Raw genomic sequence first — 14,936 nt, forward strand, 5'->3', positions numbered from 1 at the left:
CCCTTTTCTCAAAGTGTGGTCAATGAGTCGCCATCTCGTCCAGGACGTGGCGGCAGCACTGAGTTCAAGCCATACAGGCAGCAAAACCGATCAGCCACAGATGCACGGGTCGGTACCCGACGGTAGGGACCGTGGGACCGGCAGTAAATGCGTAGAGTCCTAAAGACTCGTAGGAAATGGCAACGCGTCCGACTCGAATGCTGTAGTCAGCTTCGGATTCGGATGTAGGCAAATTCCTGCTTTCTCGGTAGATAAAGCAACGGCGACGTCAGAAACGTCGCCGTTGCAACACCTTACTTGCTGACGCTGACGCCGTAGAAGGAGTTCAAGCCAAATGGGCTGATCTTGAAGTCCTGCACGTTGGCGCGCATGGGTTGGAACACCGTCGAGTGAGCGATAGGTGTCATCGGGACGGCGTCTTTGAGGACGTGTTGCGCTTGTTTGTACAGCTCAGTGCGCTTGCCTTGGTCCGAAGTGCGCTTGGCTTGTTTGACGATGTCGTCGAACTTCTTGTCGCACCACTTGGAGAAGTTGTTGCCTTCCAGGGAGTCGCAACCGAACAGCACGTTGAGCCAGTTGTCCGGGTCACCGTTGTCGCCGCTCCAGCCAATCAGCATCGCGCCGTTCTCGCCGCCCTTGGAGCGCTTGATGTACTCGCCCCACTCGTAGCTCTGGATCTTGACCTTGAGGCCGATCTTCGCCCAGTCGGACTGCAGCATTTCAGCCATCAGCTTGGCGTTCGGGTTGTACGGACGCTGAACCGGCATCGCCCACAGGACGATCTCGGTACCTTCCTTGACGCCGGCTTCCTTGAGCAGCTCTTTGGCTTTCTCAGGATCGTACTTGGCGTCCTTGATGGTGGTGTCGTAGGACCACTGGGTCGGCGGCATGGCGTTGACCGCCAGTTGGCCGGCGCCCTGGTACACGGAGTCAATGATCTGCTGCTTGTTGACGGCCATGTCCATCGCCTGGCGCACTTTCAACTGCGACATCGGGTTCGGCTTGTCGTCGCCCTTGATCTTGTCCATCACGTTGTAGGCGATGTAGCCCAGGTTGAAGCCCGCCTGCTCAGGCATCTTCAGGGATTTATCTTCCTTGAGCGCCTTCAGGTCGGCCGGACGAGGGAACAGGGTGACCTGGCACTCGTTCTTCTTCAGCTTCTGGATACGTACCGACGGGTCGGTGGTGATGGCGAAGATCAGGTTGTCGATCTTCACGTCATCCGGCTTCCAGTAGTCCTTGTTCCCGGTGTAGCGGATGTTGGAGTCTTTCTGGTAGCTCTTGAACACGAACGGCCCGGTGCCGACCGGTTTCTGGTTGATGTCGGCAGCCTTGCCGTCCTTGAGCAGCTGGGCAGCGTACTCGGCGGACTGGACCGAGGCGAAACTCATTGCCATGTTCTGGATGAACGCGGCATCGACGTCTTTGAGGGTGAACTTGACGGTGTGATCGTCGACTTTATCGATCTTGGTGATGTTGGTATCCATCCCCATGTCGGTGAAGTACGGGAATTCGGTCGGGTACGCTTTGCGGAACGGGTCATCCTTGTTAATCATGCGATTAAAGGTGAACAGCACGTCGTCGGCGTTGAACTCACGAGTTGGCTTGAAGTACGGGGTGGTGTGGAACTTGACGCCTTCACGCAGGTGGAAGGTGTAAGTCAGGCCGTCATCGGATACGTCCCAGCTGGTCGCCAGGCCAGGAATCACGGCGGTGCCGCCGCGCTCGAACTGGGTCAGGCGGTTGAACATGGTTTCTGCAGAGGCGTCGAAGTCGGTTCCGGTGGTGTATTGACCTGGATCGAAACCGGCCGGGCTCCCTTCGGAGCAGAACACCAGGTTGGTCGCTGCTTGGGCGAATGGTGCGCTGGCTAACAAGCTTGCGCCAACTAAGAACGGAATGACCGCGTTTTTAAGCATGGTGGCCTCATGATTTGTTGTCATTTTTGGAATGTGAGGACGACCTCGTGAGTCGTTCCTGCGGATACTTATGCAGGGGCCATACCCAATGCAAGATCCAGAGTGACTACAAGCCTTAAACGGTGGCACGAACGTACCTTAATGTCGCATCGGTGTAACTTCTGGCGCATTTGACCGTTTGCGCGACGTTTTTTCGGTGCAAATGCCGCACTTTGACGGTGCGCCCGGTGCTTGGGTTGCACCCGGTCAGGGCGGGGTGTTACTTATTCATACCCCGATTTTAAGGGTGGGTATGGCGTGAATAAGAGTGGTTATTGTTGCACCGATAGTGGCCAATCGACCGCTTTTTCGGGTAGACCTACCATTTATAGCTCATGCCTGAAAACTGCCAATAAAAAACGGCGATCATTTTTAATGATCGCCGTTTTTGTTGTCGGGTTATCGAATCAAGGCATCAGCACTTCAATCGACCCGTCTGCGGTCATGCTCACCTGGCTGGTTCCGGCTTCGACTTCCGGCGTGACCGGTGCACTGTCCATGGCCGCTGCTTTCATCATCATCGGCGCGCGCATGTACGGTTGTGGATAACCATTGCTGTTGAGGTTCAGGTTGACGATCTTGTAGCCCTTGCCGCCCAGCGCATCGGTGGCCAGTTGGGCGCGGGCCTTGAACGCGGTCACGGCGTCTTTTAGCAGGGCGTCTTCGCTGGCCTTGCGGGTCGGCGTGGCGATGGCGAAGTCCATGCCGCCCATTTTCATGTCGGTGAGCAATTCGCCGGTCAGCTTCGACAGCGCGGCGAAGTCCGAGCTTTCCAGGCGCAACTCGGCGCGTTCACGCCAGCCGGTGATCTTCTGGCCCTTGGTGTCGTAGATCGGATAGCTGTTGCGGCTGCCCTGGCGCAGGGAAATGTCCTTGACCTGCTTGGCCTGGGCCAGTGCCTTGTTCATGGTGGTGCTGACCTCGGCGGCGAGTTTGGCCGGGTCGGTGTTCTGTGCTTCGGTGTAGAGCGTCACGATCATCAGATCGCGGGCCACTTCCTGACTGACTTCGGCGCGCAGGGAAATCTGGTTGTAATGAAGCTCGTCGGCGGCCAGGGCCGGGAGGCTGGCGAGGGTGCCGGCACTCAGGGCGAGAAGGGCGGCGCTGCGGCGGAATGTGTGCATGAAGGCTCCTTGAAAGGTGCGCAGGTGTATGGTCCGGGCCTGCGTGAAACCATCAGACTCTATGGAGCAGCCGCAAGTTTCAAGCTGCAAGCCACAAGTAAAAGCTTGCAGCTTGAAGCTTATAGCTTGCAGCTGCTTCACTGTGGCCGTTTGCCGCACTTTTGCCTGTCAGCCCCCGCGCTTGGTTATACTCCCGGTGATCCGCCTGGAGCGCTCATCAGGAGAGCTCATGCTCGCCCCCGTTCAAATCACTTCCGCCACTCGCCAGAACCTCTGGCGGCTGACGTTCATCCGCACGTTGGTGCTGGCCGCCCAGGCCGGTTCCGTGGGCCTGGCCTACTGGTTCGAATTGCTGCCGCTGCCCTGGTTCCAGCTGGCCGCGACGCTCGCGTGTTCAATGCTGCTGTGCGTGTTCACGGCCATTCGCCTGCGCACTTCGTGGCCGGTGACCGAGCTTGAGTACGCCGTGCAACTGGCTTGCGACCTTTTTATCCACAGCGCGTTGCTGTATTTCTCCGGCGGTTCGACCAACCCCTTCGTCTCTTATTACCTGGTGCCGCTGACCATCGCTGCGGTGACGCTGCCATGGCGTTATTCGGTGATTCTGTCGGGTATCGCGCTGACGATGTACACGTTGTTGCTGGCGCAGTTCTACCCATTGCAGACCTTCCCGATTGCCCGGGAAAACCTGCAGGTGTACGGGATGTGGCTGAGCTTCGCCCTCGCTGCGGCGGTCATCACGTTCTTCGCCGCACGCATGGCTGAAGAGCTGCGACGCCAGGAAGAATTGCGCGCTATCCGCCGCGAAGAAGGCCTGCGCGATCAGCAGTTACTGGCCGTCGCCACCCAGGCCGCGGGCGCTGCCCATGAGTTGGGCACGCCGCTGGCGACCATGAGCGTGCTGCTCAAGGAAATGCGTCAGGACCATCACGACCCGATGCTGCAAGACGACCTGAGCGTGCTGCAGGATCAGGTCAAGCTGTGCAAGGAAACCTTGCAGCAGCTTGTTCGGGCAGCGGAGGCCAATCGCCGTTTGGCGGTGGAGATGCAGGACGTCACCGATTGGCTCGACGAAGCCCTCAATCGCTGGCACCTGATGCGCCCCGAAGCCAGTTATCGCTTCCAGCGCCTCGGCCAGGGCGCGGTGCCGCGCATGGCGCCGCCGCCGGACCTGACCCAGGCGCTGCTGAATTTGCTGAACAACGCCGCCGATGCCTGTCCCGAAGGTCTGCAAGTGACCCTGGACTGGGATTGGGAAAACCTGACCATCAGCATTCGCGACCACGGCGCCGGTGTGCCGCTGGCCATTGCCGAACAGATCGGCAAACCGTTTTTTACCACCAAGGGCAAAGGCTTCGGTCTGGGCCTGTTTTTGAGTAAGGCGAGCGTGACACGCGCTGGCGGCTCAGTGAAACTCTACAGTCATGAGGAAGGTGGCACGCTCACCGAGCTGCGCCTGCCCCGTGTCGCCCGAGGAAACGAACATGAGTGAAGAGATCCAAGTCGAAGGCGAAGAACTGCCGCATTTGTTGCTGGTCGATGACGATGCAACGTTTACCCGCGTCATGGCCCGCGCCATGGCCCGCCGTGGTTTTCGCGTCAGCACTGCTGGCTCTGCTGAAGAAGGCCTGACCATCGCCCAGGCCGACCTGCCGGATTACGCCGCCCTGGACCTGAAAATGGACGGCGACTCGGGTCTGGTGCTGTTGCCGAAGTTGCTGGAGCTGGACCCGGAAATGCGCGTGGTGATCCTCACCGGTTACTCGAGCATTGCCACGGCGGTCGAAGCGATCAAGCGTGGCGCCTGCAACTACCTGTGCAAACCGGCCGACGCCGACGACGTGCTGGCAGCGTTGCTGTCCGAGCATGCCGACCTCGACAGCCTGGTGCCGGAAAACCCGATGTCCGTGGACCGCTTGCAGTGGGAACACATCCAACGCGTGCTGACCGAGCACGAAGGCAACATTTCCGCCACTGCCCGCGCCCTGGGCATGCACCGCCGCACGCTGCAGCGCAAACTGCAGAAGCGTCCCGTTCGTCGCTGAACCTGCGCTGAACGAATGCGGGCCGCTCCTCGCGACAAACCGAACCGATCATCTATGATCGGTTCGAACGTGTTCATTTCTTTATCGAGCCTTTTCCATGAATCAGAACGCTGAGTACTCCGCGGTCAATGATGCTGTGCGCGGGCAGTTTTTTCGCAAAGTGTGGGCGATGATCACGCCTTACTGGCGCAGTGAAGAGAAGGCCAAGGCCTGGACGCTACTGATCGCGGTGATCGCGCTGTCGCTGATCAGCGTGGGGATCTCGGTGTGGTTCAACACCTGGTACAAGGATTTCTACAACGCCTTGCAACAGAAGGATGAAGCCGCGTTCTGGCGGTTGATTCTGTACTTCTGTGCGATTGCCACCGTGGCGATTATCGGCGCGGTGTACCGACTCTACCTGACCCAGATGCTGACGATCCGCTGGCGCGCCTGGCTCACCGAAAAGCATTTCTCGCGTTGGCTCGCCGACAAGAATTACTACAAGCTGGAGCAGGGTGGCTACACCGATAACCCGGACCAGCGGATTTCCGAAGACCTCAACAACTTCACCTCCGATACCTTGAGCCTGGGCATTGGCTTGCTGCGCAATGTCGTCAGCCTGGTGTCGTTCTCGATCATCCTGTGGGGCGTGTCGGGCAGCATCGAAGTGTTCGGTGTGACCATTCCCGGCTACATGTTCTGGTGCGTGCTGGTTTACGCCGTGGTGGGTAGCTGGCTGACGCATTTGATCGGTCGTCGCCTGATCGGCCTGAACAACCGGCAACAGCGCTTCGAAGCCGACCTGCGTTTCTCCATGGTGCGGGTTCGCGAGAATGCCGAAAGTATTGCGTTGTACAACGGCGAGCCCAACGAAAACCGCCGCCTGAGCAGTCGCTTTTCGATGGTCTGGCACAACTTCTGGGACATCATGAAGGTGTCCAAGCGCCTGACCTTCTTCACGTCCGGTTACGAGCAAGCGGCAATCATTTTCCCTTTCATTGTCGCCGCACCACGTTACCTCTCCGGCAAGATCGAATTGGGCGAGCTGATGCAAATCAGCTCGGCATTCGGCAATGTCCAGGACAGTTTCAGCTGGTTCATCACTGCATACCAGAGCCTCGCCTCGTGGCGCGCCACCTGCGATCGTCTGCTCAGCTTCCGTCAGGCCATGACCGACAACGAACAACGCGCGCCGGCCATCGATGTGCAAACCACGGGCTCCGCGTTGAAGGTGCACGACCTCGGCCTCGATCTGGCAGACGGTCGTCATTTGTTGACCAGTGCCGACATGATCGTGGAGGAAGGCGAGCGCGTGATGCTCAGCGGTCGTTCCGGCAGCGGCAAGTCGACCTTGCTGCGGGCGATGGGGCACCTGTGGCCAACGGGGCACGGCAGCATTCGTTTGCCGTCGGCGCGCTATCTGTTCCTGCCGCAGAAACCCTATCTGCCGATTGGCACGTTGCGTGAGGCGCTGAGTTATCCACAGGTCGCCGACACCTATCCCAACGAGCGCTACGTGCACGTGCTGGAAACTTGCCGTCTGCCGCATCTGGTGGCGCGTCTGGATGAAGCCAACCACTGGCAGCGCCTGTTATCGCCGGGTGAACAACAGCGCCTGGCCTTTGCCCGCGCTCTGCTTTACGCGCCGCAATGGCTGTACATGGACGAAGCGACATCGGCGATGGATGAAGAGGACGAGGCGTCGTTGTATCAGGCGTTGATCGATGAGTTGCCGGGGTTGAGCATCGTCAGCGTCGGCCATCGCAGCAGCCTCAAGCGCTTCCATCCGCGGCACATTCGTATCGAGAATGGCCACCTGGTGGACCAGACTGTGACCGCCTGAACACCACGCCCCTGTAGGAGCTGGCTTGCCAGCGATGAACGATAACGCAGTTTCACAGACGGACCGCGTGATGGCCATCGCTGGCAAGCCAGCTCCTACAGAGGGCGGGGTGATCGTACAACCGCGTTGCGCTATGATGCGCTTTCAACAGCCGAATCTTTTCGAGACAGATGTTCACCATGGAAAACCCGAACGCCACACCACGTCTCCCTCGCAAGCGGCGCAGCCTCGCTCAGGAACTGGTGACGGTGCTGTCCGAGCAGATCCGCGACGGTCAGCTCAAGCGTGGCGACAAATTGCCCACCGAGTCGGCGATCATGGATGCCCATGGCGTCAGCCGCACCGTGGTGCGCGAAGCGATTTCCCGTTTGCAGGCGGCGGGGCAGGTCGAAACCCGGCATGGCATCGGCACCTTCGTGCTCGACACGCCGAGCCCGAGCGGTTTTCGTATCGACCCGGCGACCGTGGTGACCTTGCGTGACGTGCTGGCGATTCTTGAATTGCGCATCAGCCTGGAAGTGGAATCCGCCGGCCTGGCCGCGCAACGCCGCAGCCCGGAACAACTGGCGACCATGCGTGCCGCTCTGGATGCTTTGAACGAAAGCGCGGCCCACGCCAGTGACGCGGTGGCGTCGGACTTCGCCTTTCACCTTGAAATCGCCTTGTCCACCGGTAACCGCTATTTCACCGACATCATGACCCATCTGGGCACCAGCATCATTCCCCGCACCCGGCTCAACTCCGCGCGACTGGCCCACGATGACCAGCAGCACTACATGAGTCGCCTGAGCCGCGAGCACGAAGAAATCTACGATGCCATTGCCCGTCAGGATTCCGATGCGGCACGGGCCGCCATGCGCCTGCACCTGACCAACAGCCGTGAGCGGTTGCGTCATGCGCATGAAGAGGCTGAGGCGCAGCGGGGTTAAAACCTCTGCCAGCGACTCATCGCCTGATAAGCCGTCATCGCGAGCAGGCTCACTCCCACCGTGTTTTGTGTACCGGACCCCTGTAGGAGCGAGCCTGCTCGCGATAGGGCCGCAAGCCATAAAATAAAACCCGTGCCTAAAATCTTCCGACAACGTATCTCTCAAACGACCGTTCATCACGGCGCTCGCAACTGTCCTCCCTCCGTTGAATCCCTCTAAAAATCTAGCTCGTAGCTTATTTTGTCGAACAATTTCCCCCCGTCGCGATGAAATGCAGTTGACGATTATCTTTTAAGTTGTACGATGACCTACAACTTCGGCGCAGGCTGAACGGTTTTCTCACACACAACGTCGCAATCCAGGGTGTTCGAATAATGAATCCACAAGAACTGAAGTCCATCCTCTCTTCCGGTCTGCTGTCTTTCCCGGTCACCGATTTCAATGCCCAGGGCGATTTCAACCGCGCTGGCTACATCAAACGTCTGGAATGGCTGGCCCCATACGGCGCCTCGGCTCTGTTCGCCGCGGGCGGCACCGGTGAGTTCTTCTCTCTGGCGGCCAGCGAATATTCGGAAATCATCAAGACTGCCGTCGACACCTGCGCTACCAGCGTGCCGATTCTGGCCGGTGTCGGTGGTTCGACCCGCCAGGCCATCGAGTACGCTCAGGAAGCCGAGCGTCTGGGCGCCAAAGGTCTGTTGCTGCTGCCGCACTACCTGACCGAAGCCAGCCAGGACGGCGTTGCCGCCCACGTTGAAGCCGTGTGCAAATCGGTCAACATCGGCGTCGTGGTCTACAACCGTAACGTCTGCCGCCTGACCGCACCGCTGCTGGAACGTCTGGCCGAGCGCTGCCCGAACCTGATCGGCTACAAGGATGGCCTGGGCGATATCGAGTTGATGGTGTCGATCCGTCGCCGCCTCGGTGATCGCTTCACCTACCTGGGTGGTCTGCCGACCGCCGAAGTCTACGCCGCTGCCTACAAGGCTCTCGGCGTGCCGGTCTACTCCTCGGCGGTGTTCAACTTCATCCCGAAAACCGCGATGGATTTCTACCACGCGATCACTCGTGAAGATCACGCCACCGTTGGCAAGATCATCGATGACTTCTTCCTGCCGTATCTGGACATCCGTAACCGCAAGTCCGGTTACGCCGTGAGCATCGTCAAGGCCGGGGCAAAAATTGCCGGCTATGACGCAGGTCCTGTGCGTGCACCGCTGACCGATCTGACGGGCGAAGAGTACGAAATGCTCGCCGCGCTGATCGACAAGCAGGGTGCGCAGTAACACATCCGATTAAGTAAGGCCGCTGAGCAATCAGCGGCCTTTTGCGTGAGGAGATCTCAAGTGGCAGATGCAAAGCGTTTTGATAACTACATCAACGGCGAATGGGTTGCCGGTGGCGATTATTCGACCAACATCAACCCGTCCGAACTGAGCGATGCCATCGGCGATTACGCCAAGGCTGACCTGACTCAAGTCCACGCCGCCATCGACGCCGCCCGCGCCGCGTTCCCGGCCTGGTCCACGTCCGGCATTCAGGCACGTCACGATTCTCTCGATAAAGTCGGTACCGAAATCCTCGCCCGGCGCGAAGAGCTCGGCAACCTGCTGGCCCGGGAAGAGGGCAAGACCCTGCCTGAGGCCATCGGCGAAGTGACTCGCGCCGGTAACATCTTCAAGTTCTTCGCCGGTGAATGTCTGCGCTTGTCCGGCGACTACTTGCCGTCGGTGCGTCCGGGCGTCAACGTTGAAGTCACTCGCGAAGCCTTGGGCGTGGTCGGTCTGATCACCCCGTGGAACTTCCCGATTGCCATTCCGGCGTGGAAAATCGCCCCGGCCCTGGCCTACGGCAACTGCGTCGTGCTCAAGCCTGCTGACCTGGTTCCGGGTTGCGCCTGGGCGCTGGCCGAAATCATCTCCCGCGCAGGCTTCCCGGCCGGTGTGTTCAACCTGGTGATGGGCAGCGGTCGCGTGGTGGGCGATGCACTGGTCCACAGCCCGAAAGTCGACGGCATCAGCTTCACCGGTTCCGTGGGCGTCGGTCGTCAGATCGCGGTCAGCTGCGTATCGCGCCAAGCCAAGGTCCAGTTGGAAATGGGCGGCAAGAACCCGCAGATCATTCTCGACGACGCCGACCTCAAGCAAGCGGTCGAGCTGTCGGTGCAGAGCGCGTTCTACTCCACTGGCCAGCGTTGCACGGCCTCGAGCCGCTTTATCGTCACCGCTGGCATCCACGACCAGTTCGTCGAAGCCATGGCCGAGCGCATGAAGTCGATCAAAGTCGGCCACGCACTGAAAGCCGGCACCGACATCGGCCCGGTGGTCTCGCAAGCCCAGCTTGAACAGGACATGAAGTACATCGACATCGGCCAATCCGAAGGTGCGCGTCTGGTCAGCGGCGGTGGTCTGGTGACGTGCGACACCGAGGGTTACTTCCTCGCGCCAACGCTGTTTGCCGACAGCGAAGCGTCGATGCGCATCAGCCGTGAAGAGATCTTCGGCCCAGTGGCCAACATCGTCCGTGTGGCTGATTACGAAGCTGCGCTGGCCATGGCCAACGACACCGAATTCGGTCTGTCGGCGGGCATTGCCACCACGTCGCTGAAATACGCCAACCACTTCAAGCGCCACTCCCAGGCCGGGATGGTGATGGTCAACCTGCCGACCGCCGGTGTGGATTACCACGTTCCTTTCGGTGGGCGTAAAGGTTCATCCTATGGATCACGTGAGCAAGGTCGCTATGCGCAAGAGTTCTACACGGTCGTGAAGACCAGCTACATCGGTTCGTAAACGCAATACCCCTGTAGGAGCGAGCTTGCTCGCGATGGTCTTGAGTACGCGGCGCTCAACCTGATGCCCCGCGTCATCGTTGACCACCATCGCGAGCAAGCTCGCTCCTACAGGGGAGAAACAACAGATTCACCCGCGCATAAAAATAATCAGTGGGAGTACATCTACATGCAATCGACCCAGAAGCCGACTCACGTCCGCTATTTGATTCTGCTCATGCTTTTCATCGTGACCACGATCAACTACGCCGACCGGGCTACCATCGCAATCGCCGGCTCCAGCCTGCAAAAAGACCTCGGCATTGACGCGGTCACCCTCGGCTATATCTTCTCCGCATTCGGTTGGGCCTATGTGGCCGGGCAAATCCCCGGTGGCTGGCTGCTGGACCGTTTCGGTTCGAAAAAAATCTACGCACTGAGCATCTTCACCTGGTCGCTGTTCACCGTGCTGCAGGGTTATGTCGGCGAGTTCGGCATGTCCACCGCAGTGGTTGCGCTGTTCATGCTGCGCTTTTTGGTGGGCCTGGCTGAAGCGCCATCCTTCCCCGGCAACGCACGCATCGTGGCCGCCTGGTTCCCGACCGCTGAACGCGGCACCGCCTCGGCGATTTTCAACTCGGCGCAATACTTTGCCACCGTGTTGTTTGCACCGCTGATGGGCTGGATCGTCTACAGCTTCGGCTGGCAGCACGTGTTCATCGTCATGGGCGTGATCGGCATCATCTTCTCCGGGATCTGGCTGAAAGTGATCTACAGCCCGCGCCAGCACCCGCTGATCAACGAGGCCGAGTTCAAGCACATCGCCGACAACGGCGGCATGGTCGACATGGACCAGGACAAGGGCAAAGGCAAAAAGGGCGACGGTCCGAAGTGGGACTACATACGCCAACTGTTGACCAACCGCATGATGCTCGGCGTGTATCTGGGCCAGTACTGCATCAACGGCATCACCTACTTCTTCCTGACCTGGTTCCCGGTGTACCTGGTGCAGGAGCGCGGCATGACCATCCTCAAGGCCGGTTTCATCGCGTCCTTGCCGGCGATCTGCGGCTTCATTGGTGGTGTACTCGGCGGGGTGATTTCCGATTACCTGCTGCGTAAAGGTCATTCCCTGACCTTCGCCCGCAAGGCGCCGATTATCGCTGGCCTGTTGGTTTCCAGCAGCATCGTGGCGTGCAACTACGTGGACGTTGAATGGATGGTCGTCGGCTTCATGGCCCTGGCATTCTTCGGCAAAGGCGTGGGCGCATTGGGCTGGGCGGTGGTGTCCGACACCTCGCCGAAGCAGATCGCCGGTCTCAGCGGTGGCTTGTTCAACACCTTCGGCAACATTGCTTCGATCACCACGCCAATCGTGATCGGCTACATCATCAGCTCCACCGGTTCGTTCAAATGGGCGCTGGTGTTTGTTGGTTGCAACGCACTGGTCGCGGTGTTCAGCTATCTGGTGATCGTGGGCCCGATCAAACGTGTGGTGCTCAAAGAGCCGCCTGCGAACGGTACTGAAGCCCCTGGCAAATTGTCTCAAGCGCATTCCTGAGGAGCGGCGTCATGCAGTTGATTGAACATTCCGATTCGCCGCGCTACATCCGTCTGCACGAGCGGGACAACGTGGTGATCGTGGTCAATGATCAGGGTGTACCGGCCGGCACCGAGTTTGCCGATGGCCTGGTTACCGTGGACTTCGTGCCGCAGAGCCATAAGGTCACTCTGGAAGACATTCCCTCGGGTGGCCAGGTGATTCGTTACGGCCAGGTCATTGGCTACGCCTTGCAGCCGATTCCGCGCGGCAGTTGGGTCAAGGAAGATCAACTGCGCATGCCGACCGCGCCACCGCTGGACAGCCTGCCGCTGTCCACCGAAGTGCCGGCCGCGCAGGCACCGCTGGAAGGGTTTACTTTCGAGGGTTATCGCAACGCCGACGGCACCGTCGGCACGCGTAACATCCTCGGTATCACCACCACGGTTCAGTGCGTAACGGGTGTGCTAGACCATGCGGTAAAACGCATCAAGGACGAGTTGCTGCCCAAGTATCCGCACGTCGATGACGTGGTGGCGCTGACCCACAGTTACGGCTGTGGCGTGGCCATCACAGCCACCGACGCCTACATCCCGATTCGTACCGTGCGCAACCTGGCGCGCAACCCGAACCTGGGTGGCGAAGCCTTGGTGATCAGCCTGGGTTGCGAGAAATTGCAGGCCGGGCAGGTGATGCACGAGAACGACAGTTCGGTGGATCTCAGCGAGCCGTGGTTGTATCGGCTACAGGATTCCAGTCACGGCTTCACCGAGATGATCGAGCAGATCATGGAGCTGGCCGAGACGCGTTTGAAGAAGCTCGATCAGCGCCGCCGGGAAACCGTGCCGGCGTCCGAGCTGATTCTTGGCATGCAGTGCGGCGGCAGTGATGCGTTTTCCGGCATCACCGCTAACCCCGCATTGGGCTATGCCTCGGACTTGTTGCTGCGGGCTGGCGCGACGGTGATGTTTTCCGAAGTCACCGAAGTGCGCGATGCGATTTATCTGCTGACTTCTCGGGCGCAAACCAAGGAAGTCGCGCAGGAACTGGTGCGCGAAATGGACTGGTACGACCGTTACCTGGCCAAGGGCGAGGCGGACCGCAGCGCCAACACTACGCCGGGCAACAAGAAGGGCGGGTTGTCGAACATTGTCGAGAAGTCCCTGGGGTCGATCGTCAAGTCCGGCAGCAGCGCGATCACTGGCGTGCTTGGCCCTGGCGAGCGCTTCAAGGAAAAAGGCCTGATCTTCTGCGCGACCCCGGCCAGTGACTTTGTCTGCGGGACGTTGCAGCTGGCGGCAGGGATGAACCTGCACGTGTTCACGACCGGTCGTGGTACGCCGTACGGTTTGGCGATGGCGCCGGTGGTGAAGGTCTCGACCCGGACGGAACTGGCCCAGCGCTGGCCGGACCTGATCGACATTGACGCCGGACGGATCGCTACTGGACGCGCTTCCATCGAAGACCTCGGTTGGGAGTTGTTCCACTACTATCTGGACGTGGCCAGCGGCAAGAAGCAGACGTGGGCGGAGCAGCACAAACTGCATAACGACATCACCTTGTTCAACCCGGCGCCGATCACGTAAGACCGCGTCGCCTGCATCGCTGGCAAGCCAGCTCCTACAAGGATTGCGCTGAACCTTTAGGAGCTGGCTTGCCAGCGATAGCGATCTACCAGACGCCAACGTCTGCGGTGGCTTATCATTAGCCACCTAACGACGCCCACCAAGGTTACCCCCGGCATGCTGGCAATTTTCCTCGAAACCCTGAACATCACCGCACCGGTGTTCGCCATGCTGTTTCTGGGGGTGTTGCTCAAGCGCGTCGGCTGGATCAATGACAACTTCATCCACACCGCGTCGGCCCTGGTGTTCAACGTCACCATGCCGGCGTTGCTGTTTCTGGGCATCCTGCATGCCGACCTGCACGCCGCACTGCAACCGGCGCTGCTGATCTACTTCTCCCTCGCGACCCTGGTGTGTTTTGCCATTGCCTGGGGGTGGGCGATCTTCAAGTGCCCGCGTGAAGACCGGGGGATTTACACCCAGGGCGCGTTTCGCGGCAACAACGGCGTCATTGGCCTCGCGCTGGCCGCGAGCATGTATGGCGACTACGGGATTTCCCTTGGGGCGATTCTCGCGGCGCTGGTGATTCTGTTCTACAACACGCTGTCGACCATTGTGCTGGCGGTGTACAGCCCGGTGATCAAGTCCGATCCGTGGAGCATCTGCAAAAGCGTGTTCAGCAATCCGTTGATCATCAGCGTGATTGCGGCGGCGCCATTTGCCTATTTCAAGATCGGGTTGCCGGGTTGGCTGGAAACTTCCGGACAGTATCTGGCGCAAACCACGTTGCCGTTGGCGCTGATCTGCATCGGCGGTACGTTGTCGCTGGCGGCGCTGCGCAAGAGCGGCAACATGGCGCTGAGTTCGAGTCTGGTGAAGATGATCGGCCTGCCGGTACTGGCGACCCTGGGTGCCTGGTTGTGGGGCTTTCGTGGCGCGGAGTTGGGGATTTTGTTTTTGTACTTCGGCAGCCCGACCGCAGCGGCCAGTTTTGTCATGGCCCGGGCGGCTAATGGCAACCATGAGCTGGCGGCGGCGATTATCGTGATCACCACGTTGATGGCGGCGGTCACCACCAATCTCGGGATCTTCGTTTTGCAGTGGGGTGGGTGGATCTAAAGGCAAAGGTCAAAAGATCGCAGCCTGCGGTGTAGGCGCTGCCGCAGGCTGCGATCTTTTC

General features: G+C 59.7%; 10 protein-coding genes and 1 pseudogene. 9 read left to right on the forward strand and 2 right to left on the reverse strand.

Translation table 11 applies throughout. The features are described 5' to 3' along the window. Positions 1–293 precede the first annotated feature (293 nt). On the reverse strand, positions 294–1,919 hold the full coding sequence (locus tag CKW19_RS14270) for an ABC transporter substrate-binding protein (RefSeq protein WP_095058411.1): 1,626 nt from the start codon (positions 1,917–1,919) through the stop codon (positions 294–296). 446 nt (positions 1,920–2,365) lie between these two features. Beyond that, positions 2,366–3,082, reverse strand: coding sequence for an SIMPL domain-containing protein (locus CKW19_RS14275; RefSeq protein WP_095058412.1), 717 nt, complete (start codon positions 3,080–3,082; stop codon positions 2,366–2,368). A gap of 229 nt (positions 3,083–3,311) precedes the next feature. Between CKW19_RS14275 and CKW19_RS14280 the strand changes: the two genes are divergently transcribed. From CKW19_RS14280 to CKW19_RS14320, 9 genes and pseudogenes are all read left to right on the forward strand, one after another. Then, positions 3,312–4,574: an ATP-binding protein gene (locus CKW19_RS14280; protein ID WP_095058413.1), complete on the forward strand. Its 1,263-nt coding sequence runs from the start codon at positions 3,312–3,314 to the stop codon at positions 4,572–4,574. Continuing rightward, entirely contained in the window at positions 4,567–5,127 is a 561-nt protein-coding gene (locus CKW19_RS14285) for a response regulator transcription factor (RefSeq protein ID WP_085611319.1), read from the forward strand. Before CKW19_RS14280 ends, CKW19_RS14285 begins: the two co-directional genes overlap by 8 nt. A 97-nt stretch (positions 5,128–5,224) precedes the next feature. After that, positions 5,225–6,952, forward strand: coding sequence for an ABC transporter ATP-binding protein/permease (locus tag CKW19_RS14290; protein WP_095058414.1), 1,728 nt, complete (start codon positions 5,225–5,227; stop codon positions 6,950–6,952). Positions 6,953–7,131: 179 nt separating this feature from the next. Then, on the forward strand, positions 7,132–7,881 hold the full coding sequence (locus CKW19_RS14295; RefSeq protein ID WP_095058455.1) for a FadR/GntR family transcriptional regulator: 750 nt from the start codon (positions 7,132–7,134) through the stop codon (positions 7,879–7,881). 374 nt (positions 7,882–8,255) lie between these two features. Next, positions 8,256–9,167 (forward strand): 5-dehydro-4-deoxyglucarate dehydratase, encoded by a 912-nt coding sequence (kdgD, locus tag CKW19_RS14300; protein WP_095058415.1) that lies wholly within the window; start codon positions 8,256–8,258, stop codon positions 9,165–9,167. Between the two features lie 60 nt (positions 9,168–9,227). Further along, a complete protein-coding gene (locus CKW19_RS14305) occupies positions 9,228–10,673 on the forward strand; it encodes an aldehyde dehydrogenase family protein (RefSeq protein ID WP_095058416.1) in 1,446 nt (481 codons plus the stop codon). Positions 10,674–10,811: 138 nt separating this feature from the next. Beyond that, a pseudogene (locus CKW19_RS14310) lies at positions 10,812–12,212 on the forward strand (MFS transporter); the annotation flags it as partial. Between the two features lie 11 nt (positions 12,213–12,223). Next, positions 12,224–13,777 (forward strand): galactarate dehydratase, encoded by a 1,554-nt coding sequence (garD, locus tag CKW19_RS14315; RefSeq protein WP_095058418.1) that lies wholly within the window; start codon positions 12,224–12,226, stop codon positions 13,775–13,777. Positions 13,778–13,933: 156 nt separating this feature from the next. Further along, entirely contained in the window at positions 13,934–14,875 is a 942-nt protein-coding gene (locus tag CKW19_RS14320) for an AEC family transporter (protein WP_095058419.1), read from the forward strand. The last annotated feature ends 61 nt before the right edge of the window (positions 14,876–14,936 follow it).

The organism is Pseudomonas sp. Irchel s3f7, assembly GCF_900187615.1.
Lineage (GTDB): Bacteria > Pseudomonadota > Gammaproteobacteria > Pseudomonadales > Pseudomonadaceae > Aquipseudomonas.

Bases quoted from the DNA above. Each gene is read 5' to 3' on its own strand.
- CKW19_RS14270 (WP_095058411.1), bottom strand. From the start codon at position 1,919: ATGCTTAAAAACGCGGTCATTCCGTTCTTAGTTGGCGCAAGCTTGTTA.
- CKW19_RS14275 (WP_095058412.1), bottom strand. From the start codon at position 3,082: ATGCACACATTCCGCCGCAGCGCCGCCCTTCTCGCCCTGAGTGCCGGC.
- CKW19_RS14280 (WP_095058413.1), top strand. From the start codon at position 3,312: ATGCTCGCCCCCGTTCAAATCACTTCCGCCACTCGCCAGAACCTCTGG.
- CKW19_RS14285 (WP_085611319.1), top strand. From the start codon at position 4,567: ATGAGTGAAGAGATCCAAGTCGAAGGCGAAGAACTGCCGCATTTGTTG.
- CKW19_RS14290 (WP_095058414.1), top strand. From the start codon at position 5,225: ATGAATCAGAACGCTGAGTACTCCGCGGTCAATGATGCTGTGCGCGGG.
- CKW19_RS14295 (WP_095058455.1), top strand. From the start codon at position 7,132: ATGGAAAACCCGAACGCCACACCACGTCTCCCTCGCAAGCGGCGCAGC.
- kdgD (WP_095058415.1), top strand. From the start codon at position 8,256: ATGAATCCACAAGAACTGAAGTCCATCCTCTCTTCCGGTCTGCTGTCT.
- garD (WP_095058418.1), top strand. From the start codon at position 12,224: ATGCAGTTGATTGAACATTCCGATTCGCCGCGCTACATCCGTCTGCAC.
- CKW19_RS14320 (WP_095058419.1), top strand. From the start codon at position 13,934: ATGCTGGCAATTTTCCTCGAAACCCTGAACATCACCGCACCGGTGTTC.